Raw genomic sequence first — 23,940 nt, 5'->3', positions numbered from 1 at the left:
GCCTTACACTTCGCGGCTCCCCTCTTTCTCTTCATCGATGGACGCAGAACAAGGCCTTCCGTATCCCCAGCGCTATTGGGCCATTCTGGTCGTGGCGCTCGGCATCACGCTCGCAGTGCTCGACGGCGCCATCGCCAACGTCGCGCTTCCCACCATTGCACGCAATCTGAATGCGAGTCCCGCCGACTCCATCTGGGTCGTCAACGCTTATCAGCTCGCGATCACCGTTTCATTGTTGCCGCTCGCGTCGCTCGGCGACCGGATTGGTTATCGGCGCGTGTATATGTCCGGGCTGGCGCTGTTCACGCTGGCATCGTTCGGATGCGCGTTGTCGGGGTCACTGACGATGCTCGCCGTCGCGCGCGTGATCCAGGGCTTCGGCGCGGCGGGCATCATGAGCGTCAACACGGCGCTCGTGCGCATGATCTATCCGCCCGAGCATCTGGGCCGCGGCGTCAGTATCAACGCGTCGGTGGTGGCGGTATCGGCGGTAATCGGGCCGACAGTTGCGTCCGGCGTCCTCGCCGTGGCACCTTGGCCGTGGCTCTTCGCCATCAATGTGCCGATCGGCATTGCGGCGCTCGCCGTTGGTTGGAAAGCGTTGCCGCGCACGCCTGGGCATCGCCGGCCGTACGACTACCTCAGCGCATTGATGAACGCCGCGGTGTTCGGCCTCGTGATTACCGCTGTCGATGGACTCGGCCACGGCGAACATCGGCCATACGTGATCGCGGAATTCGTGGTGGCCGGCGTGATCGGCTATTTTTTCGTGCGTCGCCAGTTGACGCAAACAGCGCCGCTGTTGCCCGTCGATTTACTGCGGATTCCTGTTTTCGCGTTATCGATCGCCACGTCGTTTTGTTCGTTCACCGCGCAAATGCTGACCTTCGTTTCGCTGCCGTTCCTGTTGCAGAACACGCTCGGCATGACGCAGGTCGAAACCGGCTTCCTGATGACGCCGTGGCCCATGGTGATCGTGTTCATTGCGCCGGTCGCAGGCATGCTTTCGGACCGGTATTCCGCCGGCGTGCTGGGCGGTATCGGGCTTGCGCTTCTGAGTGCCGGATTGCTGCTGCTGGCGACTACCGGCGCACATCCCGCGCCATTCGATATCGCGTGGCGCATGGCGCTGTGCGGCTTGGGCTTTGGCCTGTTCCAGTCGCCCAATAACCGCCAGATGCTGTCATCCGCGCCACGCAATCGCAGCGGCGGCGCAAGCGGCATGCTCGGCACCGCGCGTCTTTCCGGGCAGACGCTGGGCGCGGCGCTCGTTGCGCTGATTTTCGGTGTCGCGCCGCAGCACGGCGCAACTATCACGCTCATTGTCGCGGCCTGTTTTGCAGCAGCGGCAGCACTGGTCAGCATGTTGCGGATCTCACGCAGCAAAACGGCCGCAACGGTCTGATCGGCATTCTTCCAATCAATCTCTGGGCACACCCTTTGCTGCGTTCACGAAAGTCGTTCCTTTCATGGGATCGGCTTCTGAATGCACGAAGGAGTCATGGAGATTTGAATGACAAGACTTGCACGATCCGGATTCGTTATCGGGCTTTCGCTCTGTGCGTTGTATGGACCGTTGGCCGCGTACGCCCAGAACGGCAACGCGGTTGCGCCTGCGCGTCCAGGATCGGATAGCCAGGCAGCACCGGCTGCAAGCGGCGCTTCGGCGGGTTCGTCGAGTTCGGCGCAGGGGTCGGCGCAGGACAAGTTATCGACCGTTGACCAGCAGTTCGTGCAGGACGCCGGCACTGCTGGCGCGACCGAAATTGCCGCGAGCAAACTGGCGCTATCGAATTCGTCCGATACACAAGTCAAAGCCTTCGCCCAGCGCATGCTCGCGGATCACACGCGGCTTGCGCGCAACCACGATGTTGCAGCCAAGCGTCACGGAATCACGGCGGCGCCGAGCGCGGATGCATCGGTGACGGGAAGTCTCGAAACGCTGCACGGCGACGCGTTCGATAAAGCCTACATCCAGCAAGTCGCACTGGCCGGCCATCAAAAGGCGATTACCGTCTTCAGCACGGAAAGCATGAAGGGCAACGACGCGCTGCTCAAAAACACCGCAGCCAGGGCGCTGCCGATCATCAAACATCATTACGCCATGGCGCAACAGCTAGCCAAGGCGAAAGGCATCGCATCATGACCGCCTCTCCGGGCACGATGGTTCCGCACATTCCGCGCGATCAATATTCCCGGCCGGCCTATGAGGATTCGACCATGCATATCCAGTTTGCCGACGATTCCCCCATCTACGACGGCGATGACCTCGCGCTGCACTTCACGGCGCTCGTGGATTCCGATCCCGTGGTGTGTTCCATTTCGGCCGAGGCGCTCGAGGATCATTTCGGCGCGCCGTCCGCACGGGAGGACGACCTATTGAGCGCATTCGAGCAAGGCCGCGCGCGGATTCGCTCGGTGTGCGCCGAAGCGCTCGATCGCAATGGCGGCGACAGCGTCGTGCTGCGCAGCGGTCTGTTTCGCGTCGCGGGCATGGAGCCCGACTGACGGTTTGCATCGCGCGTATTCGCGCATGTCCAATTTGATCCGATTCAACGTTTTCAGGAGGTCCTTATGTCGCTGATCATCGCTGGACGATTTCAGACGTTTCCAAAAGCCGAGGAAGCCGCGCGGCGTCTTTTCGCACGCGGTTTTGTCGAAGAGGACGTCACGCTTTTCTACGTCTCGCCGAGCGGCCAGCATTCGCGGCTGAACACGGGCGGTGACCACAAAGCCAACGCCGGCGCAAAGGACTCGTCGAAAGGCGCGGGCAAGGGCGTGACGATCGGCGCGGTGCTTGGCGCGATCATCGGCGCGGCTATTTTCCTGGTGTTCAAGGCACCCTGGCTTGCAGCAGCCGTTGCAGCTGGCGTGGGCGCTTATGTTGGATCGCTCGCAGGCGCGATGTCGCATTCGAAGTCAGGGAAACGCGCGCCGCAAGACGAAACCAGCTCGGATAACCATGGTTCGGCCAATGCAATCGATGCACGTCAATCCGGCGTATTAGTGGCCGTGCATTGCTCGCCGGAACAGCAAACTGAAGCCGCGACAATTCTGCGCGATGCCGGCGGCATGGAGGTGGAGCGCGCATCGGGGCAATGGCGTAACGGCCGCTGGGCGGACTTCGACCCCGTCATACCGCCGGAACCCGTGCAGGAATTTGCAGAACCGCGCGCCTAGTCAGGCACGCCCGTTGCGACTAAGGAGAGACCTCGGTCCGAAAGGATTTTGCGGGACTTTTCTCGCAAAACCCGGACGCGGGCCATCTTCGATAACTCACAGGAGGTTCTTATGAGCACGAACATCGTCTCGGTACTCAACGATCTGATTGAAACGTCGAAAGACGGCGAAAAGGGCTTCCGGAAGGCTGCAGAAGATACAAAGGATGCGTCGCTCAAGCAGCTCTTCGTCGGGCGCGCAGACGACTGCGCACGCGGCGCGAGCGAGTTGCAAGGTGTGGTTCAGGGTCTAGGCGGCAAGCCTGAGACTGGCGGTACGGTAGGCGGCGCGCTGCATCGCGGCTGGGTGGACGTGAAGGCTGCAATGAGCCATCGCACGGACCATGCAATCCTCGATGAATGTGAGCGCGGTGAAGATGTTGCGAAGAAGAATTATCGCGAGGCGCTGGACAAGGAATTGCCGGCTGACGTGCGCGCGGTTGTCGAGCGTCAGTATCAAGGCGTGATTCAAAATCACGACCGTATCCGCGATCTACGCAACCAGTACGCTGCCGCTGCGAAGTCGTAAATCACCTTCGATGTAACGCACGGCGAAAGCCGCTGCGCCTTTAGGCGCGGCGGCTTTTTTTATGCGCCGTCAGAAGGGCGTGCGCGTCGGTTGAAGTCGTTCGAGCATAGAAAAAAGCCGGGTTCATCGAAGAACCCGGCTTTTTGCTTGTGTTGCGTAATGCTACGTCTGGCTTAGTGCGGAGCGCCCTTGTCGTTCGTGCCCAACGCCGATGCCGCCGCAGCTGCCGACGCGCCATGCAGATGGGACTTCTTGTCCATCTGATGCAACGTCGTGCCGCCCGTTCCCTTCTTGTGCATCGCCATGGGTGCCGATGCCGACATTTCCGGATCGCCCGTCGCGGAATTCGGACCACCTGAATTTCCGCCGCCACCACCTGCCGCGCCACCGCCCGACTGCGCCATTACGGGTCCAGCCAAACTAAAAGCAAGCGCGCCGAGCAAAGCAAATTTTTTGGGGTTGTTCATGACCATCTCCAGTTCCTTGTAAGCCGGACGTCTTCGAAAAACCGAGCGTCCGGATGTTTGTTTTACTTCTTCGTACTTCTGATCAATTACATCCAGCTACAGCAATTTTCACAAGCTATAAAGATGCGGACGGCTCTCAGTCCGTCCACATCAGTGCGTCAAATTACTGAACAACCTTCAGGTGGTTCTTGACCGAGTCAACGCCGTCTACCTTCGCTACTACTTCTTCAGCACCGCTCTTGTCGTCAGCGGTCGGAACCGTACCCGTCAGCGATACCACGCCAGCACGCGTCTTCACGTGGATATGCGTGGACTTGATGTTCTTCGCGCCCAGCAACTCGGCCTTGACCTTCGTCGTGATTGCAGTGTCATCGACTTTCGTGCCGATCGACGTGGAAGCACCTGTTGCATGCGTAGCGGTCTGCGCGTTGACGTTCAGCGCAAACACGACACAAGCGATACCGCCGGCTGCCTTCAGGAATTGGGTCGACTTCATAGAGATTCTCCTTCTTATCGAATTAAGAGGACCGCGGAATCCGCTGCCCTGGTTTATCGCAGGCCGCCTCGTACGGCCGCAGCTTCATGCTGCACTAACCTGCTCGTCTCATACCGGCTGCGCCATCAGCACCTCCGGTAGCGAGACAGATACCGCAAGTAGTGTGCCGGGAGACATTTGTCGATCGGCAAATCTGACCCGCGCGAGTGTCCGGGAACCGCATGTGGCAAAGCTTGCGACGGGTTTTAAAGGTGTGATGTTTCCCGCCTCGGAGCCGTCCATTCGCAATCTTCAGGACCGCCGCGCTTTGCCGATGGCCGTGTAAAAAGTGCGCGAATACGACCTCGAACGAAGCCTCGACACGAAAAGCCCGCGAGAAAAATCTCTATCGAATCGTGCACTCACGCACATTGCATACTGCCCTCCGCTCGCTTGGCACGAGTGTTGCTTTTCAAGGGCACACGAACGACCAAACATAGGAACATCACGCAATGCCGCCTTCCCTTGAACTACGTACCAAGCAAAGCCTTGCGCTCACACCGCGTCTGCAGCAGTCGGTTCGTTTGCTGCAGCTTTCGTCGCTCGAGTTCCAGCAGGAATTGCGCAACGCACTCGATACCAACCCGTTCCTCGAGTACGACGAGACGCAAGCGGAAGACAACGCACTATCCAACGATAACGGCAACTCGCTGAGCGACGCGCCGACGCTCGGCGAAACCACAGCGCCAGTCGATACACCCATGGCCGCCGAGAGTAGCAACGACAGCTCGGACAACAACGACTCGCAGTCACACGAAGACTCCATGAGCGAGTACTCGTCCGATCCGTTCGGCCGCACATCGACGCGAAACAATGGCGACGGCGATGGTTCCGATCCTGCGGACTGGGTTCGCATTGAACCGTCGTTGCACGAAACGCTCCACGACACGCTGCGCCTTTACCCTATCAATGATCGTGACCGCGCCGTGGCGCAACTGATCATCGAAGCACTCGATGACGACGGTTATCTGCGTCAGGATCTGCAGGAATTATCGGAACTGGTCGATATCGAACCGGCCTTGTCGGAAGCCGAATTGAACATTGCGCTGAAGCTCGTGCAGTCGCTCGACAAACCCGGCGTCGGCGCGCGCACGCTGTCCGAATGCCTGCGCCTGCAACTGGACGCGCTCGAGCCGGAAACGCCCGGACGCGCGGTGGCGATCGAGATCGTCATGCATCATCTGGAACGGCTCGCACGCCGCGAACAGGCCGAATTGCAGAAGAAGATTGGCTGCAGCGCGGACGAATTGCGCATCGCTTGCGCGCTTGTGCGCAAGCTCGATCCGAAGCCGGGTTCGAACTACGGCGCAGCGGAAGACAACTACGTGGTGCCTGACGTGATCGTGCGACAGGTCAAGAAGAACTGGGTCGTGACGATCAACCCGGCGGTTCTCCCGCGTGCGCGAATCCATCGCATGTACGCGGAATTGTTTGCGCAATCCGCAGGTGCTAGCCGCTCGCCGCTTGCGCAGCAATTGCAGGAAGCACGCTGGCTGATCCGCAACGCGCAACAGCGTTTCACGACTATTCAGCGCGTGGCTGAATGCATCGTTTCGCATCAGAAGGCGTTCTTCGACTACGGTGAAATCGCGCTGAAACCGCTGGTTCTCCGCGATGTCGCCGACGAACTCGAACTCCACGAATCGACCATCTCGCGCGCGACAGGCAACAAATATATGTCGACGCCGCGTGGCATTTTCGAGTTCAAGCATTTCTTCCCGCGCGAGTTGAGTACGGAAAGCGGCGGCACGTGTTCAGCCGCGGCAGTGCGTGCGTTGCTCAAGGAAATGATCGCGAAGGAAAGCAGCAGCGAACCTCTTTCCGATGTCAGCCTGGCCAAGATGCTCGCCGATCAGGGCGTGATCGTCGCACGCCGGACGGTGGCGAAGTATCGTCACTTGATGAAGGTGCCCCCGGCCGAGTTGCGTCGCGCGTAAGCTGATTTGCTTGAATGAAGAAGCGCCCTTGGAATGACTCGAGGGCGCTTTTTTTACCGCCAGCCGGAGAGTTGTTGGCGGCGTCTGCGCCCCGCCGTCGCCGATACTTCCGCGCCGAGCAGAAATACCGCCGCCGAGTAATACAACCACATCAGGATGATCGCGAGCGAACCCGCCGCGCCGAACGTGTTGGTCATGCCCGCGTGTTGCAGGTAGAACGCGAACAGGCGCTTGCCGCCTTCGAAGAGCAGCGCCGCCGCCGATGCACCCAGCGCAGCGTCACGCCATTTCATGCGCGAGCTCGGCAGGAATTTGAGCAGCACCGCGAACGCCAGCATCATCATGAAAAGCGAAATGCCTCGTTGTGCAAGCGCCGCGATCAGGAACGCAGGCCCGCTCGTGCCGAGGATCCATTGCCCGATCAGGACCACGATGGCATCAAGTATGAGCAGCGCCACGATCAGCAAACCCGCGCCGACCACGAACGCGAACGATATCGCCCGCACGCGCAGGATGGCGAGGATGCTGTCGCGCGTGCTCGAAATTGGCGCCGGCCAGATCACGTTGAGCGCGGTATGGAGCGATGAAAACGTAGCCGACGCCCCGACCAGAACGCCAACGCCTGAAACAATCGCGGTGCGAGCGGCGATATCGGCATGCCAGGCGTTTGCAACGATCGCTTCCAGCCCGTGCGCCGCGTCCGCGCCCACAACGCCCGCTATCTCGCCGAACAGGCGTCCTTGAACGGCATCGGCGCCGAAGAAAATGCTCGCGACCGCGATGATAATCACCAGCGTCGGCGCGAGCGAAAACGCCGCGAAGAACGCAATGGCAGCAGAGAACATCACGCAATGATCCTGCGACCATTGGACGATCGGCTCCTGGATCCATGACCAGAAGAGTTTCAGCCTTCGCCCTTTCGGCTTGGTAGTTGCCGTGTTCAAGAGATGCGCTCCCGCAGATGTTCTTTTTTCGCGATGGTAGCGCGGAATGGGGTTCCGTCGGCGTATGCGCGCTGGTACAAAGCAAAACGGCGCGCCTTGCAGGGCGCGCCGTTTTTGTCTGACCACAATGAGTCTTAAGGCTCTTCTTCCTCATCGTTCGCCGGGTCGGCGGTTTCATCGTCGATTGCGCGGGTCTCGTCTTCAACCTCATCGGGCAGGATGTCCGAATCGAGTTCCAGATTGTTATCTCCATCTGCCGATGCCATCTCGCCAGTGCCATTGCGATCTGTATCGCTGTTCAGCTCGGCTGCAGACTGGCCGAGCGCATGCTGATCGAGTTCGTCCTCGATGTCGCCGGGATAACGCATTTCGCCCTGCACGTCCGATCCGCTGTCCGATGAATCGCTCGGTCCCAATGCGCCGGTTCCGTGGCCCTTCCCAACTTCCACACCACCTTCTTCGTCCGGATCCAATGTACTTCCACTCATGATGACCTCCTGATTGCGTACATGCATCGACGCAAAAGCCGTTCCGCGTGCACGTCCGCGCAAAAATAAAAACCCCGCGCCGGATGAACGGTCGCGGGGTTTATCGATGCACGTTTGAGGGACTAGCTCGCTACGCGCGCCGGCCGCTTCGCTTCTGAAACCTGCCGCACTGCTTTCTTCGTCACCGACGCAGCCGTCGCCACGCTGCGCAGATCCTGCAAGAACGAGTCGCGCCAGACGGAAAGATTGTTCTCGCGCAACGGCGCCATCATGTCGGCATGACGCGATTGTCGTTCGGCAAGTGGCATCGATAACGCCCGTTCCAGCGCCTCGGACATCTGCGACAAGTCGAACGGGTTGACCACGAGCGCGCCCGGCATCTGATCGGCCGCACCGGCAAATTGCGACAGCACGAGCGCGCCAGGATCGGCGGGATCTTGCGACGCGACATATTCCTTCGCGACGAGGTTCATGCCATCGCGCAGCGGCGTGACATAACCCACTTGCGACAAACGGAACAACGCCATCAGCAGATTTCGATCGTACTTGCGGTTCAGATACTGGATCGGCGTCCAGTCGAGCTGCGCAAAACGTCCATTGATGCGCCCGGCTTCCCCTTCGAGATTCTGTCGAATGCGTTGATAGGTCTGCACGTCGGAGCGCGTCGGCGGCGCGATCTGCACCATCGATACCCGCCCGTGCCATCCCGGCGCATGCAGCAGCAGACGCTCGAAAGCCTGGAACCGTTCGGCGAGACCTTTCGAATAATCGAGCCGGTCGACGCTCATGATCAGCTTGCGGCCGCGCAGGCTGTCGCGCAGGCTCTTCACTGGCTTGCGATTGGAGAACTGCTCGGCGACCTTCGCAATGGCATCGGGATAGATGCCGATCGGGTACGCACCGACCTTCAGCATATGGCCATGCGCCTGCAGCATGCCGTCTTCGCTGAGATGCCCGAGATTCCCGCGCTCGATGTAATCCACGAACGACTGTTTGTCCGCATCGGTCTGAAATCCGACGATGTCATAGCTGCACATCGCCTTGATCAGCTCTTCGTGCGGCGGCACCGTACGCAGCACTTCAGGAACGGGAAACGGGATATGGAGGAAAAAACCGATTGGATTCTTGATGCCGGCCGCGCGACATTCCTGCGCGAATGGCAGGAGGTGATAATCGTGAACCCAGATGATGTCATCAGGTTCGAGCAGCGGTTTCAACTGCCTCGCAAGACTCGCATTGACTCGTGCGTAACCGGCGTATTCCTCACGATCAAACCGCGACAGGTCATTGCGATAGTGAAATGTCGGCCACAGCGTTGCGTTTGAAAACCCGCGATAGTACTGGTCATAATCGCGCCGCGTCAGCCCGACGGTCGCGTATGTGACGTTGCCGCGCTTTTCCACCACGGGTGCCGATGCTTCGCCCACAATCTCGCCGCTCCAGCCGAACCACACACCGCCTGTCTCCTTCAACGCGTCCAGCACGCCGATCGCCAAGCCGCCAGCAGCCGGCTTGCCTTCCTGGATTGGCGCGACGCGATTCGATACCACGATCAATCTGCTCATTACTGCTTCACCTCATCAGTTGTCGTTGCTCGTTCGAATTGATCGGAATAGCAATGCAAGACACGTGCCGTTTTTACAATCTGGAAGATGAAAGTTGTGTATAAATGTGACAGACGAATAGAAACATCTGACAAGAGCGTCCAATGCGGAAGTTTTCAGTTGCCGCGAGCGCGCGGACGCACGCTTCGTTTCTCGGAATCAGGCGTCCTGCTCCGAGCCCAGATCGCGCTGGTAGTCGATGCCTTCCTTGCGGACGCCGCCTTGATTGTGGTCGCCGTCGGGCGGCGCTCCGGGCGCTGGACGGTTCTGCCCGGCGGGATCGGACGGTGAATGTTCTTTCGCCGCGTCCGGCGTTGCCGAAGTTTCATCAGCCGGGGACATCGCGGACTTGAGGGAATCGGCGCGCGCCTCGCGGCGGGATGTATGGCGCGCGGAACGGCGCAGTGCGGGATGCCTCATGAATGCCTCCTGAAAGAAGGCCGTCGGGGAGTGGATCGGCGGCGGATCTCTATGTGATTGGCAACAATGACCGAATCGATTTCTGTTTTTCGGTCATTGTTGCCTCATGCGTTGTAATGCCTACAGCAGGATGGAAAATTCTTCAAGCCATCAGCCGTGGCGTCGTATCAATGAAACGTGCCCGAGACGTGAGGCGTTTCGTTTGGCGCGGGAGGCGGATCGCCAATCGGCTGGCTCGGCGGCGACGGCGGCTCGCGCGTTGGATCAGGAACAGTATCGGGCGGCTCTTGCGGCGACGGTGACGGCGGTTCAGGTGTGAACGGAGGATCAGGCGGTTGCGGGGTCTGGGCATACAACATTGCCAGCAACCGGGCATGTGATGCACTTTGCAGCGATGCAAGATCAATCATGGCGGGCTCCCTGGATCTTATCTTGGTGACGCTCGTACGGACCCGGCAAAATGGGTCCGGCCAAGGACTCTCGATTCGACTCGCATTCGAGATTGCTAAACGTTTGTTATAGGCCGCAATAGCCTGCAACAACGTCCGCGAGTCGGCATCCAGTCACAGCAAGGGCCATGCCCTGCATTCCGCAGCGCCCTGTCCGCATTATCGGCGCTTGGATCACGCGAGGAAACGAAAAACGCCCGTCCAAAGCAGACATCTTTCGATGCCCCAATGAACGGGCGTTGATTCGGCAAAGACCGGGTTATCGGCCTGCGTCGCCGGCTTCGCTCGCTTCGCTTTCAGCAGCCTTGCTGGCAGCGTCGTCGCCGTATTCCACCAGACGGTTGTAAAGCGTCTTCAAGCTGATACCGAGGATCTCGGCGGCACGCGTTTTCACGCCGCCGCATTGCTCCAGCGTTGCGAGAATCAACTGGCGATCCGCTTCGGCAAGCGACGTGCCGAACGGAATCGTCACAGCGGTTCCCGCCGATGGCTTCGACAACGAGATCTGCAACGGCACGGTCGCCGTGCTGTCCGACTCGGCGCCCGACATGATGTACGCGCGCTGCACGTAGTTCTTCAGCTCACGCACGTTACCCGGCCACGGATACGACGCCAGCATGTCGCGCACGGTCGCCGGGAATGTCTTCTTCGTGTTGTAGCGTGAATTGAGCTCGTCCAAAAACGCCTGACCGAGCAACTCAACGTCCGTACCGCGATCGCGCAACGGCGGCAAATTGATTGGGAATACGTTGAGCCGGTGATACAAGTCGAGGCGCAACTTGCCTTCGAGCACGGCCTGTTCAGGATCCCGGTTGGTTGCAGCAATCAGGCGCACATCGGTTTCGAGTTCCTTCGTAGTGCCAACGCGCATGAACATGCCCGTCTCCAGCACGCGCAGAAGTTTTACCTGCAACTCGATAGGCATCTCGGTGATTTCGTCGAGGAACAGCGTGCCGCCATTCGCGCGCTCGAAATAACCCTTGTGCTGCCGATCGGCGCCAGTGAACGATCCGCGCTCGTGACCGAACATTTCCGACTCGATCAAATTCGGCGAGATCGCACCGCAATTCACGGCAATAAACGAATGCTTGCGACGCAGGCTCAACTCATGGAGCGTTTGCGCGGCAACTTCCTTGCCGGTTCCCGATTCGCCGATCAGAAGCACGGAAGCCGCCGTAGGCGCCACGCGGCCAACCTGGTCATAGACCGTTTGCATGGCCGGCGAATTACCGAGCATCAAGCCAAAACGGCCCATGCGGCGCAGTTCGCCGCGCAACGTGCCAATCTCGGCCTTCAGGTCGCCAGGGCGCGGCAGGCGGCTCAGGATCGCCTTCACGCGCTGCATGTTGATGGGCTTGACGAGGTAATCCGTCGCGCCCATTTTCAGCGCGTTCACGGCGGACTCGACGGTCGCGTGTCCGGTAATGACGATGATCTCCACGCCCGAGCGCGGATCCAGATCTTCGAACAGGTCGACGCCCGATCCATCGGGCAACTTGAGATCGGTGAACACGACGTCAGGCGTCTGCCGCACGAGCTGAATCCGCGCCTCGCGCAGGTCGCCGGCAGTTGCTGTCGTTAGTCCATCTTCGCCGATGATCGCGGCTAGTGCCTCGCGGGTACTGGGATCGTCATCGACAATCAATACGTGTGGCATGCGTCTCGAATTTATCCAAAGCGTTGAGGGTCACACGATACTGAACGTACCGTGGAGGTCTCTAGAGGGCGCTGACCGTGAGTTGCTGCACGCGGAAAACGTACAACAATGCAGGCTCGTCCACCAGGCCGAATGCGCACCGATTAAACTCAAGCACGCCGAAAGATGAAAGTATTTCCGTTTCCGCCAATGACCCATTACTACGATAAGCAACAATTGCCATATAGCGTGATTATTGCGGTGGGTGCATCGATTATAAGGCTTTATCAAGATCAAACGCACGCCGGAGCGTGCGTTTGGATCAAGGTTTGAGTCAATTTTTGAGACTGACTTCGCTTACGGCATCAGTCGATCAGCTATGCGGAAAATGCCACGCGTCCGGCGTACCGCCCAACGCTCCATTGCTGCCGTTGGCCGGCCGCGCTGCAACGGGTGCAACGGTCGCAGCGGTTGAAGGCGTGACAACCTTGCCGCCCTCGTCTTCCCATCGGTTCAGCTCGCGCGGCAAGCGTCGCGGCGTATTGCGTTTCGTTTGCGCCCATTTCCACGCCAGCACGCTTCCTACTGCGAACAATGCGCCGAACAAGCCGATCTTCGGTCGTGCCATTATTTCTCTCCTTGTTTCATATGATCGGTGACTTCGTACGGCTTAGCGTGACACGATAATGCCCGCCAGAAAACCGATGCCCGCCGCAATGCCAAGCGCTTGCCACGGGTTGTCGCGCGTGTAGCGGACCGTGCCGTCGAGGCTCGCGCGATATTTATCCTGTGCGCCGGTTTGCGCCGCTTCGAGCGCATGACGGGCGGTATCGACGTGATCGCGCAAGCGCGTGCGCAAAGCATCCACGCCTTCCGCAGGCAACGAAGCGCTCAAGCGCACCAGTTCCTCGGAATCGTTCAGCAAAACCTTGATGTCCTCGATGATCTTCTGCTTTCCCAAAGAGATCTGGACTGTCGTTTGACTCATGTTTTGAAACCCCTTGCCATTGACTGGTGATTGATCGGCCGCCATCGGTGCGCCCGTCATGATGCAGACGCCTCGCGACGCATGTGGCGTGTCCGCAGCATGCCGCCAAGCACGAGCGCGCTGCCGAACGCGGCGAATACGAAGCTCGTAAGACCTGCGGCGTGTGAAAGCGCCGGCGTTCCGGCGGCCCATGCCATGACCACGCACATGAGTGCGGTCACGAATGCCACCGCGGCCCAGTGATATACGTTGATCGGCTCGGCTGCCAGGAGTTCCGGACGCTCGTCGGCGCGATGCGGCGCACGGACACGCTGTGCGGAACGCGTGCGCTGCTGCACGTGGATGTCGAAATGAAGGGATTCTTCCATGGCGTTTTGTGCCGGGTCACGGCCTTTCGTTTGCAGATGACACGGGAGACGCAGAATCCGTGCCATAACGTTTAGCGCGTTGTTGGGCGGTGCACGGCATCAAGGCTTGCTAGATGCGCGCTGGATCGCACGTAACAATTACGTGCGATGCGTATAAATGCGGCGTTGTATCGGTGAAGCTTTCCGAGGTTCGAGCGCAATATGCACATAACCCGCCGATAATGACGCTATGACCTGTGACGCTGATAAAGCACATTGCCGCGTGGTCGCCGCGGATGGTTAAATACGGATTACGAGATGAATTGCATGCTCGCGCTTTTCTTCGAAACGCCCGCGCCTGCTGTCATTAAAATGATGCTTCGCCACCTCCGGCGATAGTGAGCCGAACCTGCTTCCCTGCCATCCATGCCGGGAACCAGCGCAGCACGACGCTGCCGCCTTGTCCTGGCGCCCGGCCAACTCTGTCGCTCGAACAACATTTGCAGGACATTAAATTCATGGCGTCAACCGATCTGGACTCGCCGGCCGTCGCCTCCGGCGATACGCCATCGCAGAAGAAACGTAACGCGGGAGAAATCGCCGGCTTGAAGTCGTACGGACTTCTTTATGGTTCATCGCCGGTGATGCTGGAGCTTTACTCGCAAATCGAACGTGTGGCCGGAACCGATGCCACGGCGTTGATCATCGGCGAATCGGGAACAGGCAAGGAACTCATCGCTCGCACAATTCACGATCAAAGCTCCCGGCGCGATGCGCCATTCGTTGCGGTCAATTGCGGCGCGATTCCCGATAACCTCATCGAGCCCGAACTCTTCGGGCATGAAAAAGGCAGCTTTACTGGCGCGGTTCAAGGGCGCCTCGGTTATTTTGAACACGCGAATGGCGGAACACTGTTTCTGGACGAAGTGACAGAAATGTCGCCCGTGCGTCAGGTCAAGCTATTGCGCGCTCTTGAAACTGGAACGTTCTTTCGAGTTGGCGGTAGTGAACTGATTCACTCCGATGTCCGCGTCATCGCCGCGACCAATCGCGATCCGATCGTTGCGGTGAAAGAGAATGGGTTGCGCGAAGACCTGATGTATCGCCTAGCCGTGTTTCCGTTGCGCGCGCCGCCGCTGCGTGAACGCGACAGCGACCGCGAATTTCTGGCGCAGCATTTTCTAGCCGAGATGAACGCACAGGAAGGCACGAACAAGTCGTTCAGCAAACGCGCGATCGATATGCTGCGCACGTATTCGTGGCCGGGCAACGTGCGCGAGCTGAAGAACACGGTGTATCGCGCGTTTATTCTCGCCGAGAAGACGGTGGAAATTGCGCATCCGCATCTTGCGTCGCGCGTGAAGAAGCCCATCACACAAGGCGATGCCATGAACGTGTGGGTCGGCACGCCACTCGCCGATGCGCAAAAGCAGATCATCTTAGGCACGCTCAAGCATTGCGGTGGCGATAAACGCCGCGCCGCCAAAGCGCTGGGCGTCAGTCTCAAGACGCTTTATAACCGCCTCGGTACGTATGAAAACGAAGGCGGGGAAACGGAGCCATCGGCCTCGGCCGCAACAGACGAATAACGTTCAAGGTGTCGATGGGCCCGTCCGCCGGGTTCATCGAACCTCTTCGACTGTCACACCCGTTTTTCAATCGACGCAACACGTTCTCCTTATTTGCAATTTCTTGCAAATTTCTTCGCCCGGCTCATCGTTACGTCATTCAAAATGCCCGGGCGCTCCGTTTGCTATCTATAGTTCGCGAAGTTTTCGCGCGACTTTTGGATAAGCAAGCCGGTGCTGTCATCGAAAGAATAAAGAAAGGTGAGGAAGGAACAGCATCATGCAGAAATCGATTCACCGGCGTCCGGCTCATGCCGCGGCAATGGCCACGCTCGTGATTGGAGCCATCGCGAGTTTCACCCTTTCCGGTTGCAACTCCCTGTATAGCGAAGGCGCTGTGGCCGGTGCGGGTATCGGTGGCGCGGCGATAGCCGGCAGCGTGACCAGCAACGCCGCCGTTGCAACGGGTATCGGCCTTGGCGCCGTTGCTGCAGCCAAGGCCGGCGTTCAATACAGCCAGCGGGTCATGCACACCTACACTCAGGACCGGATCGCGGGCGCTGCTGGACCGCTGGCGGTCGGCGCAGTGGCGACATGGGCGGCCGTGCATACCGTGCCTATCGAGCCCGATGAAAAAGGCCGCGTGACCGTTAGCCGCACAATCAGCACGGGCACGCTCGACTGCAAGGAAATCGTCTTCTCGGTCGATACCGACGCCACAAAGGACAAACCCGCCGATAGCGGCTTTTACGTAGCCTCGATCTGCCGCGATGGACAGAGCTGGAAATGGGCGTCGGCGGAACCTGCCACGCCGCGTTGGGGCGCGTTGCAATGAGGCCCGGCCTCAGCCTGATGCTCGCGGCCGGCATGGCGGCGAGCTGTGTATTCATGAGCGGCTGTGCGTCCATTGGCGCGGCGGCGGGTGCTGCGGCGGGTGTATCGACGGGCGTGGTCACGAGTAATCCCGCAATTGGCTTCGGCGTGGGCATTGTCGTCCAGGCCGCGACAGACGAAGCCGTCGCACGCCTCATGAAGCGCCTGCACAGCGACCAGCAAATCGCCATTGCGACGACCGCGGGCGATCTCCCTGTCGGCGATGAAAAAGCGTGGAAGGTGAAGCATGTGTTGCCGGTGGAGAACGGTCACGGCAACGTTCGCGTGTTGCGCGAGTTCAGCAGCGCGCTCGCGACATGCCGCGAGTTTGCGTTCTCCGTGGCCGACGGCGACAAACCCGATGCACATCAGGACTGGTTCCTGGCGCAAGCCTGCAAGGGCAACGACAACACGGGCGGCTGGAAATGGGCATCGGCTGAACCTGCTGTCGCGCGGTGGGGGAATCTGCAGTAGTACGGCAAGCGCGCTGGCCTTCACCAGCGCCAGCGCACGCCGGCGTCACCGCCTATGGTCGCGCGCCCCGCTCCGCCGATGTTCATCGCGTAATGGATGTTTGCGAACAGGCTGGCGCGCACGCCGATATTCACTGCCAAGCCGGTTTGAAAGTCCACGAGCGTCGCCGATGATTGCACGGGAATGGAGGTCGCGCCGCCGAATTCCACGCTGCTGGCGGCATCGAAATAACGCCAGAGGTTCACCCGCGCATACGGCTGCCAGGTCGCCCCGCCCGCCTGCCAGCGGTCCGTTACGCGCAGTCCCAAACGGGCAGCGAACGAGCTGGGGTTACTGAAAGTGACGCTCGAGATGCCGTCGTTCACATCGTTTAACGACACGTGCTGCCAGATCGCCTGCACTTGCGGTTCGATGCTCAATCCATCCAGCAGCGCGAGCGGCAATCCCGCTTCCACCGACCCGGCAATCGCACGGCCATGCGTGGTCGTACTGACGCCGTCGTTCGACGATGGTTTGACGGTCAATGCGCTGCCGGTGACGATGGTGTCGGTGTACCAACCGCCTGCGCCAAGATGCGTCCAATACGCGCCCGCGCTTGCCGAATCGACAGCCACGCTGCCTGCCTGAACCGAAGGCATGCCGAGCGCGAAGCCCGTCACATTCCCCGATGCGCGCGCTGCGCCTAGCAGCAGACCATAATGATTTCGATGCCCCGATGAGGTGGAATCGGCGTAAATATCCTGGCCAATTTGCGTGCCGCCCGTGAAACCGCTGAAATGTGGATCGACGCCCGTGTCGCTGCTGACGCGTGCATGGTTGCCCCAGACGCGGCCCCAGCTTGCGGGCAAGGCGTTGGTTTCATCGAGAAGCGATTGTTCGCCGTGCCGGTCGTGGAACGTGCCGATCTGATCGATGACGAGTTCACGCGTGATCGACGGAACCGCCGCGTAGAGCGGGACTTCGATTCTGTAGAGCGGCGTGGTCGCGGGTGGATTTGACGGTGGCGATTGGGGTACAGGCGGCTCCGGCAGAGTTGGCGGGGTGGCCGGTGGCTCGGTTGGCGGCGTTGGGCCGACTGGCGGTATCAGTGGCGCCGGTGTGGTCGGCGGCACAGGCACGATGGGCGGAACAGGCAAAACAGGCGGCACTGTCTCGACGCTGGAGCGCAAATACCAGTTATCGGTGGTTCCGGCAGCAACGCCGCCGCGAAACAAGTAGTAGGTGAACGCGCCGGCCTTCACCGGGCTCGCCAACGAAAACGCCGTTGCAGCCGTTGTTGCGCCCCGGACGGTTTGCACGACCATGATCCCATCGGCGAGCGTCAATGCGCCGGCGCCGCCCGCGTTCTTCACGCCAATCGAAGTATTGCCGGTAGCGCTTCCCTGCGATATCACCAGTTTTCCGCTTGGCGAACCGTCGGCGCCGAGGACGCTCTGGACCAAAAGAATTCCCGAGCGCCCCACGTAGTCGCCGCCCACTACCAGCGTATTTCGCGTGCCGCCAGTCAAGTCGATGACGCCAGCGTTGTTCACCGTCACGCGTGCGCCCGGCGCGGCTGCCATGATTGCCGATGAGCCGCCGTTGAACGCAAGCGAACTGGTCGAATCGATACTGAGCGATCCTGTTCGCGTGTCGGCGTCGCCCAAGGTGATGCGGTGGGAATCGAGCGTCAGACGGCTGGCGTTCGTCACCGCGATGCTTTCCCAGTTCACGAAGCGGCTCGGAGCGCTTGCGTCGACGTGATCGAACGTCAAAGTGTCGCGCCCGAGGCCGGCGTCGAAAATGGATGTCGAGGAAAGTTGCGCGTCGCTCAGGTTCGACAGCGTGGCAGCGGTTTGTCCTGCGCCGAACGTCACCGCGCCGCCGATCACGCCGCCATCAAGCCATTTGAACGTGTTTTGCCCGTCTCCCGAAGCGAAGCCTTGCGTAATCGAGCCGCCCGATAACGTGATGGTGTTCGTCCCGTTGCCGAGTCTCATCGCGCCGCCGATTATCCCGCCCGAAAGCACCACGGACGTGTTCCCGGAGCCTGCTGTCATATCTGCGTCGATCGATCCGCCCGACATCGCAAAAGCATTTTGCGCCGACGTCAAAGCGACGCTGCCGATGCGGCCGCCGGTAATCGTCGCCGTGCCGCCGTTGATCAGGCTCCCCAGCACGCGGCCGCCGCTCAATGTGAAGCGCGGCTGCGAACCACCTTGATCGATGTCATCGACCTGCCCTGCATGCATGACGAACGTGTTGACGCCGCTGCCTTGGCGAATCAGGCCGCTCACCGTGCCGCCGTTCATGTTGAATGTGTTCGTGCCGGTATCGGTCCAGACGGCGACACCGCCGCCGCCCGCGATCGTTCCCGTATTCGTGATCGTTACGGCATACGGCCCGGTAGATAAAATCGCAAGATTCCTGCCGCCCGTGATCGCACCGCTGTTCACAATATTTGCATCGCCGCCGACGATGGAGATCCCCACGTTGCCGCCAGCGATTGTCCCGGCGTTGGTGATGGTGCCGCCGCCGTTGGCATCGATGCCATTGTCCTGTTCACTCGCAATGCGCGCCCCGGCCGCGTTCAACAGTGTGACCTTTTGCGCAAAGAATGCCCCAAGTCCGGCTGGACCGTGCGCGACGACAGATCCCGTATTCGTGACGACGCCCGGCGAGGCATCGAGAGAAACGATGCCGTGTGCGTTGGCGCCGTAAGTATCGATGGAACCGTGGTTGGTCAGTGCTGTATTGCCCGGTCCGCCATTTGCAAAAAAACCGTGCGCATCGGCTCCTGTCGTGCTGATCGAGCCATTGTTGACGAGCGAATCGCCGGAGGTCATCGCGGCCATGCCGTACGAACCGTCGCCTGAGGTAACAAGCGTGCCGTTGTTGATGAGCGTCCCGCTCCCCGCCGCCGACCTGTCGAGCATCGCGGCCGAATTCGCTCCGCTTGTGCTGATCGAGCCGGGCGCTGCGTTCACCATCGTGACCGCCGCGGAGCCGTTGTACATGCCTTCGGACTCGGCGCCGGTCGTGTGGATCGAACCCGCGTTGGTGAGTGAGTTATGGCCGAATCCGTTTGTGCTGCCTTCCGATGTGATGGCGTCGAACGTATCGCCGCTGGCTTGCAGCGAACCAAGGTTCACAACCGCGCTCGAATCCCTGAGCACGACAGCGCTGCCACCGTTCACGCTGATACCGGCGCCCGGCTGAATGCGCACGGTCACTCCCGTGCTTCCCGCAGCGGCTACAACGCCCGCCGCCGATGGATTCGGCAAGCTCGAATCGCAGGTGGCGGTTTCGCCGCTGACGGGAGCGAGGTTATCGCAGCTTCCCAACGCCGATGGCACGCGCAGCAGGCACGTCACGCCGATCGTGAAACTCGAGAGCCGTCTGGTTCGAAAATACCGCGTGCTTGATGACGGCGCGTGGGGGAAACGCATCGTTTCGGGCTCCTTCTTGGCTGCCGGCGAGACGGGATTCCCAGCGTAGAGCACGGTTTGCAGTTCATCAATCTTGTGGAAAGCGATCCAATCTGGCGTTTGGAATCAGCGGAACGCCATAATCGACAAGGGTTTTCGTCCGATACGAAACCACGACGGCGGGCGTTACGGCGAAGGCCGGCAATCACCCGGATTCTGGTAATGCAATCGAAGCAAATGGAGAAAACGGCAACACAAACCGGGACGTCCAGATGCAAAAAACGCGGCCTCCGTTTCCAGAGCGCCGCGTTTTTTTATCCCGCGCCGTATAACGCGTGTCTCAATGAAGCATCAGGACTCCACGTCTTCCAGGCTGAAGATCTCCGTCTGGTCGTTGTACGAGAAAATCTCGCCGTAACGGCCCCAGTTGATGACGGCGTCGAGCGTTTCCTCGGCGGCTTTATCGGAGAGAAAATCCTCCAGCTCCTGCTCGAAACGCACACGCGGCGCGCGATGCCCCGGCCGTTCGTTCAGCACTTTCTTGATCCGCGCGGCGAGCGGCACATGCCGCAGCAAATGCTCCGCGAACATCATCTTGCGTTCCTGCGTGCCGAACTCGGCGAACACGCGCGCCGGCGGCGTCAGGAAAATATCGCCTTCGCGGACATCGGCGAAACCGAGATGCTGCAAGACTTCTGCAACAGGAAACAGATCGTCCACTTCCAGATGCAGCGTGCGCGCAATTTCAGGCATGTCGGCACGGCCATGGTAGGGATCGGCGGCAAGCGTTTCGATCAAACCCGCCATCAGGTTGGTCGACACTTGCGGCAGCCAACTGCTCAGTTCCAGTCCCTTCTTCTTTTCCTCGCCGAGTTGGCGCGCGGTCATCTTGGCGTAGATGTCGTCTACCAAACGACGGAAAGCGGGATCGAGACGATTGCGCGGATGCTTGAACGGCACGCGAATCTCCGCCATCACGCGACCCGGATTCGATGCCAGCACCAGGATCCGGTCGCACATGAACACCGCTTCCTCGATGTTGTGCGTGACGATCAGCACCGACTTGATCGGCATCTTGCCTTGCGTCCACAGGTCGAGCAGATCGGTACGCAAGTTCTCGGCGGTCAGCACGTCGAGCGCGGAAAATGGCTCGTCCATGAGCAGCAACGTCGGGTCGACGACCAGCGCGCGCGCAAAACCAACACGCTGGCGCATCCCGCCCGACAATTCGCGCGGATACGCATTTTCGAAGCCATCGAGACCAATCAGGTCGATGGCCGCCAGCGCACGCTCGCGCCGTTCTTTCGACGGCACGCCTTGCGCTTCCAGACCTGCTTCCACGTTCTGCAGCACGGTGAGCCACGGAAACAGCGCGAACGTCTGGAATACCATCGCCACGCCCTTCGCGGGGCCGTTCAGCGGTTCGTTCAGGTAAGTGACCTGGCCGCCCGTTGGTTCGATCAAGCCGGCGATGATCCGCAATAGCGTCGATTTCCCCGATCCGGAACGGCCGAGAAGCCCGACGATTTCGCCTTCGTGCAGCTTCAGGTTGACATCTTCGAGCACGAGCAACTCGCCCTGCGTCTTGTTAAAACCGCGGCTGACCTGATCGACGTGCAATATTTCCCGGCCAAGGCGCGGCGGTGTGGGCGACGATGGCGGCGTATGAGTGGAAGGATTCGTCTGCGTTGGCATGGGCGCTCGCGTGTTGCTGATTACAAAATGGTGTGGCCGCTGGCGACCTGACATCAAAAATTCGACTAACTTGGCAGCTGATCAATCCAGCCGCAAGCGCGCTTCGGCGAAGGCGAATAACGGGCGCCACAAGAGCCGGTTGAAGAGCGTGACGAACAGCGACATCACCGCAATCCCAAGGATGATCTTAGGATAATCGCCGTTGACCGTACTTTCCGCGATATACGCGCCCAGCCCGTGCGCCACGATCTTCGTGTTTCCCCACGATACCGCTTCGGCCACGATGCTCGCATTCCACGCCCCGCCCGACGCCGTGATCGCGCCGGTCACGTAATACGGGAAGATGCCCGGCAGAATAGCCTGGCGCCACCATTGCCAGCCCTTGATGTGGAAATTGGCGGCGGCCTCGCGATAATCGTTCGGATAAGACGTCGCGCCGGCTATCACGTTGAAAAGGATATACCACTGCGTGCCGAGCACGATCAGCGGCGAAAGCCAGATATCCGGGTTCAGGTTGAACTTCACGATCACCACGACAAATACCGGAAACAGCAGGTTCGCCGGGAACGCCGCGAGAAACTGTGCGAGCGGCTGGATTTTGCTCGCGAGCGCCGGCCGCAGGCCAATCAGCACGCCGATCGGCACCCAGATCACCGATGCCACCGCGATCAGCACCACGACGCGGAAAAGCGTGATGAGCCCGAGCCAGAACACGTGTCCGACTTCGCCCCACGACACGCCGGACGAAACAAACACGCTGACTTTCCAGACCACGAACACGGTCAGCGCCACGACAATCGACGCCCAGACAATATCGCCGATACGGGAAGCATTGCGCGCCCGCGCTGGTGTAGATGTGAACACGGACGCGGCGCTCGCCAGCAGCGGCAGCTTCACGCCTTGCAGCGACGGCAGCTTCAGCGGCACCCGCGCGAGCTTGCCGATCAGCCAGCCAGCCGGCACCAGCAACTGGTGAATCAGGCGCGTGCGCCGGATCAGGTCAAGCAGCCACGATTCCGGCACATTCCCCGAACTCGTATTTTCCATGCGGAATTTGTCGGCCCACGCGACCAGCGGGCGGAACATCAGCTGATCGTAGGCCAGGATCACGACCGTCATGGCGAGGATCACCCAGCCGATCGCGCCGAGATTGCGCTCGCCAATAGCGGTGGCCAGATAAGCGCCAATCCCCGGCAGCACGATGGTCCGGTTTCCGACCACGATTGCTTCGGACGCGACCACGAAGAACCAGCCGCCGGACATCGACATCATCATGTTCCAGATGAGGCCCGGCATGGAAAACGGCACTTCGAGCTTCCAGAAGCGCTGCCAGTTGGTCAGGTGAAAACCGCGCGAGACTTCGTCCAGGTCGCGCGGCACCGTGCGCAGCGACTGGTAAAAGCTGAACGTCATGTTCCACGCCTGGCTCGTGAAAATGGCGAAAATCGCCGCGAGCTCGGCGCCGACCACGCGCCCCGGAAACAGCGCGAGAAAGAAGGTGACCGTAAACGAGATGTAGCCGAGCACCGGCACCGACTGCAGGATATCCAGAATCGGCACGAGCACAATGGACGCACGCCGGCTCTTGGCCGCGAGCGTGCCGTAAATGAGCGTGAACACGAGCGATGCGACCATCGCCGCGAGCATGCGCAGTGTGGTGCGCAACGCGTACTCGGGCAAATTCGACGGGTCCAGCGAAATAGCCTGCGTCTGCAGCGTCGAGATAGGCGCAAGCGTCTCGTGAAATCCCACCGCGGTCAGCGCGAGAATGCAGATGATCAGCGGGAACGCGACGAAGTCCCATCGATTCGGCAGAAGACGCCATGCCGAAGCATTCGCCGTGCGAGTCAGGTTAAAGCCAAAATCCATTACACGCCCTCCCCGTTGAGGCTTGTTGCAGCCGGCGCGCCCGAATCGGGGCATCGTACGGCGTCTGTATTCTTGTGTGCCGGCGCTACGCCTGTTTTACGCCGGTTTTCAGGACGCATGACACTACACCAACCTATGTTTCAGGCACAACCGCGGCCTGCTGGTTTACGTTTTGTTATCTGGCAAGGCGATGCAACGGAAAACGTCGAGCCGTGCTGCATCATTAAAAAAACGCAGCTTCCCGCCGATAACAAACTTGATGGGCGAAAGAAAACGTCGCCCAATCCAAACATCCGGGAATAACCGAGGCCATTTCGAGGTCATTCCAGACGAGGTTTCCAGCGTCGAGCAGGCCAAGCATTTTTTTGCAATCAGCGCCACTGTCGGCGTTGAGCAACAGCACTTGGGGCAAGTACCATCGGCGCGCGAGGCCGCGCCCGGTAAGATGCTCGTGTGCCGGCACAAAACTCATAACATTGCTCGTCGCGCGGG

The 23,940-nt window shown here is 60.2% G+C and carries 24 protein-coding genes; 9 read left to right on the top strand and 15 right to left on the bottom strand.

Annotation, left to right across the window (positions count from 1 at the left end):
• The first annotated feature begins 37 nt into the window (after positions 1-37).
• The 5 genes from ASG35_RS01990 to ASG35_RS01970 all read left to right on the top strand — a co-directional run bounded on the left by ASG35_RS01990 (position 38) and on the right by ASG35_RS01970 (position 3,747).
• On the top strand, positions 38-1,405 hold the full coding sequence (locus ASG35_RS01990; protein ID WP_056352215.1) for an MFS transporter: 1,368 nt from the start codon (positions 38-40) through the stop codon (positions 1,403-1,405).
• Positions 1,406-1,513: 108 nt separating this feature from the next.
• Entirely contained in the window at positions 1,514-2,146 is a 633-nt protein-coding gene (locus ASG35_RS01985; RefSeq protein WP_082508182.1) for a DUF4142 domain-containing protein, read from the top strand.
• Positions 2,143-2,508, top strand: coding sequence for a DUF1488 domain-containing protein (locus tag ASG35_RS01980; protein WP_235527419.1), 366 nt, complete (start codon positions 2,143-2,145; stop codon positions 2,506-2,508). The genes ASG35_RS01985 and ASG35_RS01980 overlap by 4 nt, the downstream gene beginning before the upstream one ends.
• Positions 2,509-2,574: 66 nt before the next feature.
• Complete coding sequence (locus ASG35_RS01975; protein WP_056352208.1) at positions 2,575-3,180, top strand: hypothetical protein; 606 nt, start codon at positions 2,575-2,577, stop codon at positions 3,178-3,180.
• Between the two features lie 111 nt (positions 3,181-3,291).
• Positions 3,292-3,747 carry a PA2169 family four-helix-bundle protein gene (locus ASG35_RS01970; protein ID WP_056352205.1) on the top strand — a complete coding sequence of 152 codons (456 nt, stop codon included), beginning with the start codon at positions 3,292-3,294 and terminating at the stop codon, positions 3,745-3,747.
• Between the two features lie 173 nt (positions 3,748-3,920).
• On the opposite strand, the gene ASG35_RS01965 is transcribed toward ASG35_RS01970, so the two are convergent.
• Positions 3,921-4,214 carry a hypothetical protein gene (locus ASG35_RS01965; protein ID WP_082508212.1) on the bottom strand — a complete coding sequence of 98 codons (294 nt, stop codon included), beginning with the start codon at positions 4,212-4,214 and terminating at the stop codon, positions 3,921-3,923.
• Positions 4,215-4,377: 163 nt separating this feature from the next.
• The gene (locus tag ASG35_RS01960) at positions 4,378-4,710 is read right to left on the bottom strand and encodes a BON domain-containing protein (RefSeq protein WP_056352198.1); all 333 of its coding nucleotides are present in this window, start codon (positions 4,708-4,710) and stop codon (positions 4,378-4,380) included.
• 491 nt (positions 4,711-5,201) lie between these two features.
• Between ASG35_RS01960 and ASG35_RS01955 the strand changes: the two genes are divergently transcribed.
• Positions 5,202-6,686 carry an RNA polymerase factor sigma-54 gene (locus tag ASG35_RS01955; protein WP_056352196.1) on the top strand — a complete coding sequence of 495 codons (1,485 nt, stop codon included), beginning with the start codon at positions 5,202-5,204 and terminating at the stop codon, positions 6,684-6,686.
• 53 nt (positions 6,687-6,739) lie between these two features.
• On the opposite strand, the gene ASG35_RS01950 is transcribed toward ASG35_RS01955, so the two are convergent.
• The 9 genes from ASG35_RS01950 to ASG35_RS01910 all read right to left on the bottom strand — a co-directional run bounded on the left by ASG35_RS01950 (position 6,740) and on the right by ASG35_RS01910 (position 13,583).
• Positions 6,740-7,630, bottom strand: a complete 891-nt coding sequence (locus ASG35_RS01950) for a YihY/virulence factor BrkB family protein (protein ID WP_056352193.1) — start codon at positions 7,628-7,630, stop codon at positions 6,740-6,742.
• Positions 7,631-7,764: 134 nt separating this feature from the next.
• Positions 7,765-8,121, bottom strand: coding sequence for a hypothetical protein (locus ASG35_RS01945; RefSeq protein ID WP_056352892.1), 357 nt, complete (start codon positions 8,119-8,121; stop codon positions 7,765-7,767).
• 119 nt (positions 8,122-8,240) lie between these two features.
• Entirely contained in the window at positions 8,241-9,683 is a 1,443-nt protein-coding gene (otsA, locus tag ASG35_RS01940) for an alpha,alpha-trehalose-phosphate synthase (UDP-forming) (RefSeq protein ID WP_056352189.1), read from the bottom strand.
• A 198-nt stretch (positions 9,684-9,881) separates the two neighbouring features.
• Positions 9,882-10,142, bottom strand: a complete 261-nt coding sequence (locus ASG35_RS01935) for a hypothetical protein (protein WP_056352185.1) — start codon at positions 10,140-10,142, stop codon at positions 9,882-9,884.
• 167 nt (positions 10,143-10,309) lie between these two features.
• On the bottom strand, positions 10,310-10,552 hold the full coding sequence (locus tag ASG35_RS01930) for a hypothetical protein (protein ID WP_056352182.1): 243 nt from the start codon (positions 10,550-10,552) through the stop codon (positions 10,310-10,312).
• A gap of 298 nt (positions 10,553-10,850) precedes the next feature.
• Positions 10,851-12,248, bottom strand: coding sequence for a sigma-54-dependent transcriptional regulator (locus ASG35_RS01925; RefSeq protein WP_056352181.1), 1,398 nt, complete (start codon positions 12,246-12,248; stop codon positions 10,851-10,853).
• 352 nt (positions 12,249-12,600) lie between these two features.
• Complete coding sequence (locus ASG35_RS01920) at positions 12,601-12,855, bottom strand: hypothetical protein (protein WP_056352177.1); 255 nt, start codon at positions 12,853-12,855, stop codon at positions 12,601-12,603.
• 42 nt (positions 12,856-12,897) lie between these two features.
• The gene (locus ASG35_RS01915) at positions 12,898-13,215 is read right to left on the bottom strand and encodes a DUF883 family protein (protein WP_056352890.1); all 318 of its coding nucleotides are present in this window, start codon (positions 13,213-13,215) and stop codon (positions 12,898-12,900) included.
• A gap of 56 nt (positions 13,216-13,271) precedes the next feature.
• The gene (locus ASG35_RS01910; RefSeq protein ID WP_056352175.1) at positions 13,272-13,583 is read right to left on the bottom strand and encodes a hypothetical protein; all 312 of its coding nucleotides are present in this window, start codon (positions 13,581-13,583) and stop codon (positions 13,272-13,274) included.
• A gap of 497 nt (positions 13,584-14,080) precedes the next feature.
• Here ASG35_RS01910 and ASG35_RS01905 point away from each other — a divergent pair, with 497 nt between their 5' ends.
• From ASG35_RS01905 to ASG35_RS01895, 3 genes are all read left to right on the top strand, one after another.
• Positions 14,081-15,151, top strand: a complete 1,071-nt coding sequence (locus tag ASG35_RS01905) for a sigma-54 interaction domain-containing protein (protein WP_056352174.1) — start codon at positions 14,081-14,083, stop codon at positions 15,149-15,151.
• A 259-nt stretch (positions 15,152-15,410) separates the two neighbouring features.
• The gene (locus tag ASG35_RS01900; RefSeq protein ID WP_056352171.1) at positions 15,411-15,965 is read left to right on the top strand and encodes a hypothetical protein; all 555 of its coding nucleotides are present in this window, start codon (positions 15,411-15,413) and stop codon (positions 15,963-15,965) included.
• Positions 15,962-16,477, top strand: a complete 516-nt coding sequence (locus tag ASG35_RS01895) for a hypothetical protein (protein WP_156392948.1) — start codon at positions 15,962-15,964, stop codon at positions 16,475-16,477. Before ASG35_RS01900 ends, ASG35_RS01895 begins: the two co-directional genes overlap by 4 nt.
• A gap of 20 nt (positions 16,478-16,497) precedes the next feature.
• On the opposite strand, the gene ASG35_RS01890 is transcribed toward ASG35_RS01895, so the two are convergent.
• The 4 genes from ASG35_RS01890 to ASG35_RS31170 form a co-directional block, all read right to left on the bottom strand.
• Positions 16,498-19,905 carry an autotransporter outer membrane beta-barrel domain-containing protein gene (locus ASG35_RS01890; protein ID WP_156392947.1) on the bottom strand — a complete coding sequence of 1,136 codons (3,408 nt, stop codon included), beginning with the start codon at positions 19,903-19,905 and terminating at the stop codon, positions 16,498-16,500.
• Between the two features lie 330 nt (positions 19,906-20,235).
• Positions 20,236-21,579, bottom strand: a complete 1,344-nt coding sequence (locus ASG35_RS01875; protein ID WP_056352159.1) for an ABC transporter ATP-binding protein — start codon at positions 21,577-21,579, stop codon at positions 20,236-20,238.
• An 81-nt stretch (positions 21,580-21,660) separates the two neighbouring features.
• The gene (locus ASG35_RS01870; RefSeq protein WP_056352157.1) at positions 21,661-23,448 is read right to left on the bottom strand and encodes an ABC transporter permease; all 1,788 of its coding nucleotides are present in this window, start codon (positions 23,446-23,448) and stop codon (positions 21,661-21,663) included.
• A 223-nt stretch (positions 23,449-23,671) separates the two neighbouring features.
• Positions 23,672-23,920: a hypothetical protein gene (locus ASG35_RS31170; RefSeq protein WP_156392945.1), complete on the bottom strand. Its 249-nt coding sequence runs from the start codon at positions 23,918-23,920 to the stop codon at positions 23,672-23,674.
• Positions 23,921-23,940 lie beyond the last annotated feature (20 nt).

Origin of the sequence: Burkholderia sp. Leaf177 (genome assembly GCF_001424345.1) — a bacterium.
Lineage (GTDB): Bacteria > Pseudomonadota > Gammaproteobacteria > Burkholderiales > Burkholderiaceae > Caballeronia.
This window is presented reverse-complemented; position numbering and strand designations above follow the sequence as displayed.

Excerpts from the sequence above, each read along its gene's own strand:
- ASG35_RS01980 (WP_235527419.1), top strand. The coding sequence starts at position 2,143 with ATGACCGCCTCTCCGGGCACGATGGTTCCGCACATTCCGCGCGATCAA.
- ASG35_RS01920 (WP_056352177.1), bottom strand. The coding sequence starts at position 12,855 with ATGGCACGACCGAAGATCGGCTTGTTCGGCGCATTGTTCGCAGTAGGA.
- ASG35_RS01970 (WP_056352205.1), top strand. The coding sequence starts at position 3,292 with ATGAGCACGAACATCGTCTCGGTACTCAACGATCTGATTGAAACGTCG.
- ASG35_RS01975 (WP_056352208.1), top strand. The coding sequence starts at position 2,575 with ATGTCGCTGATCATCGCTGGACGATTTCAGACGTTTCCAAAAGCCGAG.
- ASG35_RS01985 (WP_082508182.1), top strand. The coding sequence starts at position 1,514 with ATGACAAGACTTGCACGATCCGGATTCGTTATCGGGCTTTCGCTCTGT.
- ASG35_RS01910 (WP_056352175.1), bottom strand. The coding sequence starts at position 13,583 with ATGGAAGAATCCCTTCATTTCGACATCCACGTGCAGCAGCGCACGCGT.
- ASG35_RS01990 (WP_056352215.1), top strand. The coding sequence starts at position 38 with ATGGACGCAGAACAAGGCCTTCCGTATCCCCAGCGCTATTGGGCCATT.
- ASG35_RS01965 (WP_082508212.1), bottom strand. The coding sequence starts at position 4,214 with ATGAACAACCCCAAAAAATTTGCTTTGCTCGGCGCGCTTGCTTTTAGT.
- ASG35_RS01870 (WP_056352157.1), bottom strand. The coding sequence starts at position 23,448 with ATGGATTTTGGCTTTAACCTGACTCGCACGGCGAATGCTTCGGCATGG.
- ASG35_RS01935 (WP_056352185.1), bottom strand. The coding sequence starts at position 10,142 with ATGAGGCATCCCGCACTGCGCCGTTCCGCGCGCCATACATCCCGCCGC.
- ASG35_RS01930 (WP_056352182.1), bottom strand. The coding sequence starts at position 10,552 with ATGATTGATCTTGCATCGCTGCAAAGTGCATCACATGCCCGGTTGCTG.
- otsA (WP_056352189.1), bottom strand. The coding sequence starts at position 9,683 with ATGAGCAGATTGATCGTGGTATCGAATCGCGTCGCGCCAATCCAGGAA.
- ASG35_RS01925 (WP_056352181.1), bottom strand. The coding sequence starts at position 12,248 with ATGCCACACGTATTGATTGTCGATGACGATCCCAGTACCCGCGAGGCA.
- ASG35_RS01960 (WP_056352198.1), bottom strand. The coding sequence starts at position 4,710 with ATGAAGTCGACCCAATTCCTGAAGGCAGCCGGCGGTATCGCTTGTGTC.
- ASG35_RS01905 (WP_056352174.1), top strand. The coding sequence starts at position 14,081 with ATGGCGTCAACCGATCTGGACTCGCCGGCCGTCGCCTCCGGCGATACG.
- ASG35_RS01875 (WP_056352159.1), bottom strand. The coding sequence starts at position 21,579 with ATGCCAACGCAGACGAATCCTTCCACTCATACGCCGCCATCGTCGCCC.
- ASG35_RS01915 (WP_056352890.1), bottom strand. The coding sequence starts at position 13,215 with ATGAGTCAAACGACAGTCCAGATCTCTTTGGGAAAGCAGAAGATCATC.
- ASG35_RS01890 (WP_156392947.1), bottom strand. The coding sequence starts at position 19,905 with ATGCGTTTCCCCCACGCGCCGTCATCAAGCACGCGGTATTTTCGAACC.
- ASG35_RS01900 (WP_056352171.1), top strand. The coding sequence starts at position 15,411 with ATGCAGAAATCGATTCACCGGCGTCCGGCTCATGCCGCGGCAATGGCC.
- ASG35_RS01895 (WP_156392948.1), top strand. The coding sequence starts at position 15,962 with ATGAGGCCCGGCCTCAGCCTGATGCTCGCGGCCGGCATGGCGGCGAGC.
- ASG35_RS01955 (WP_056352196.1), top strand. The coding sequence starts at position 5,202 with ATGCCGCCTTCCCTTGAACTACGTACCAAGCAAAGCCTTGCGCTCACA.
- ASG35_RS31170 (WP_156392945.1), bottom strand. The coding sequence starts at position 23,920 with ATGAGTTTTGTGCCGGCACACGAGCATCTTACCGGGCGCGGCCTCGCG.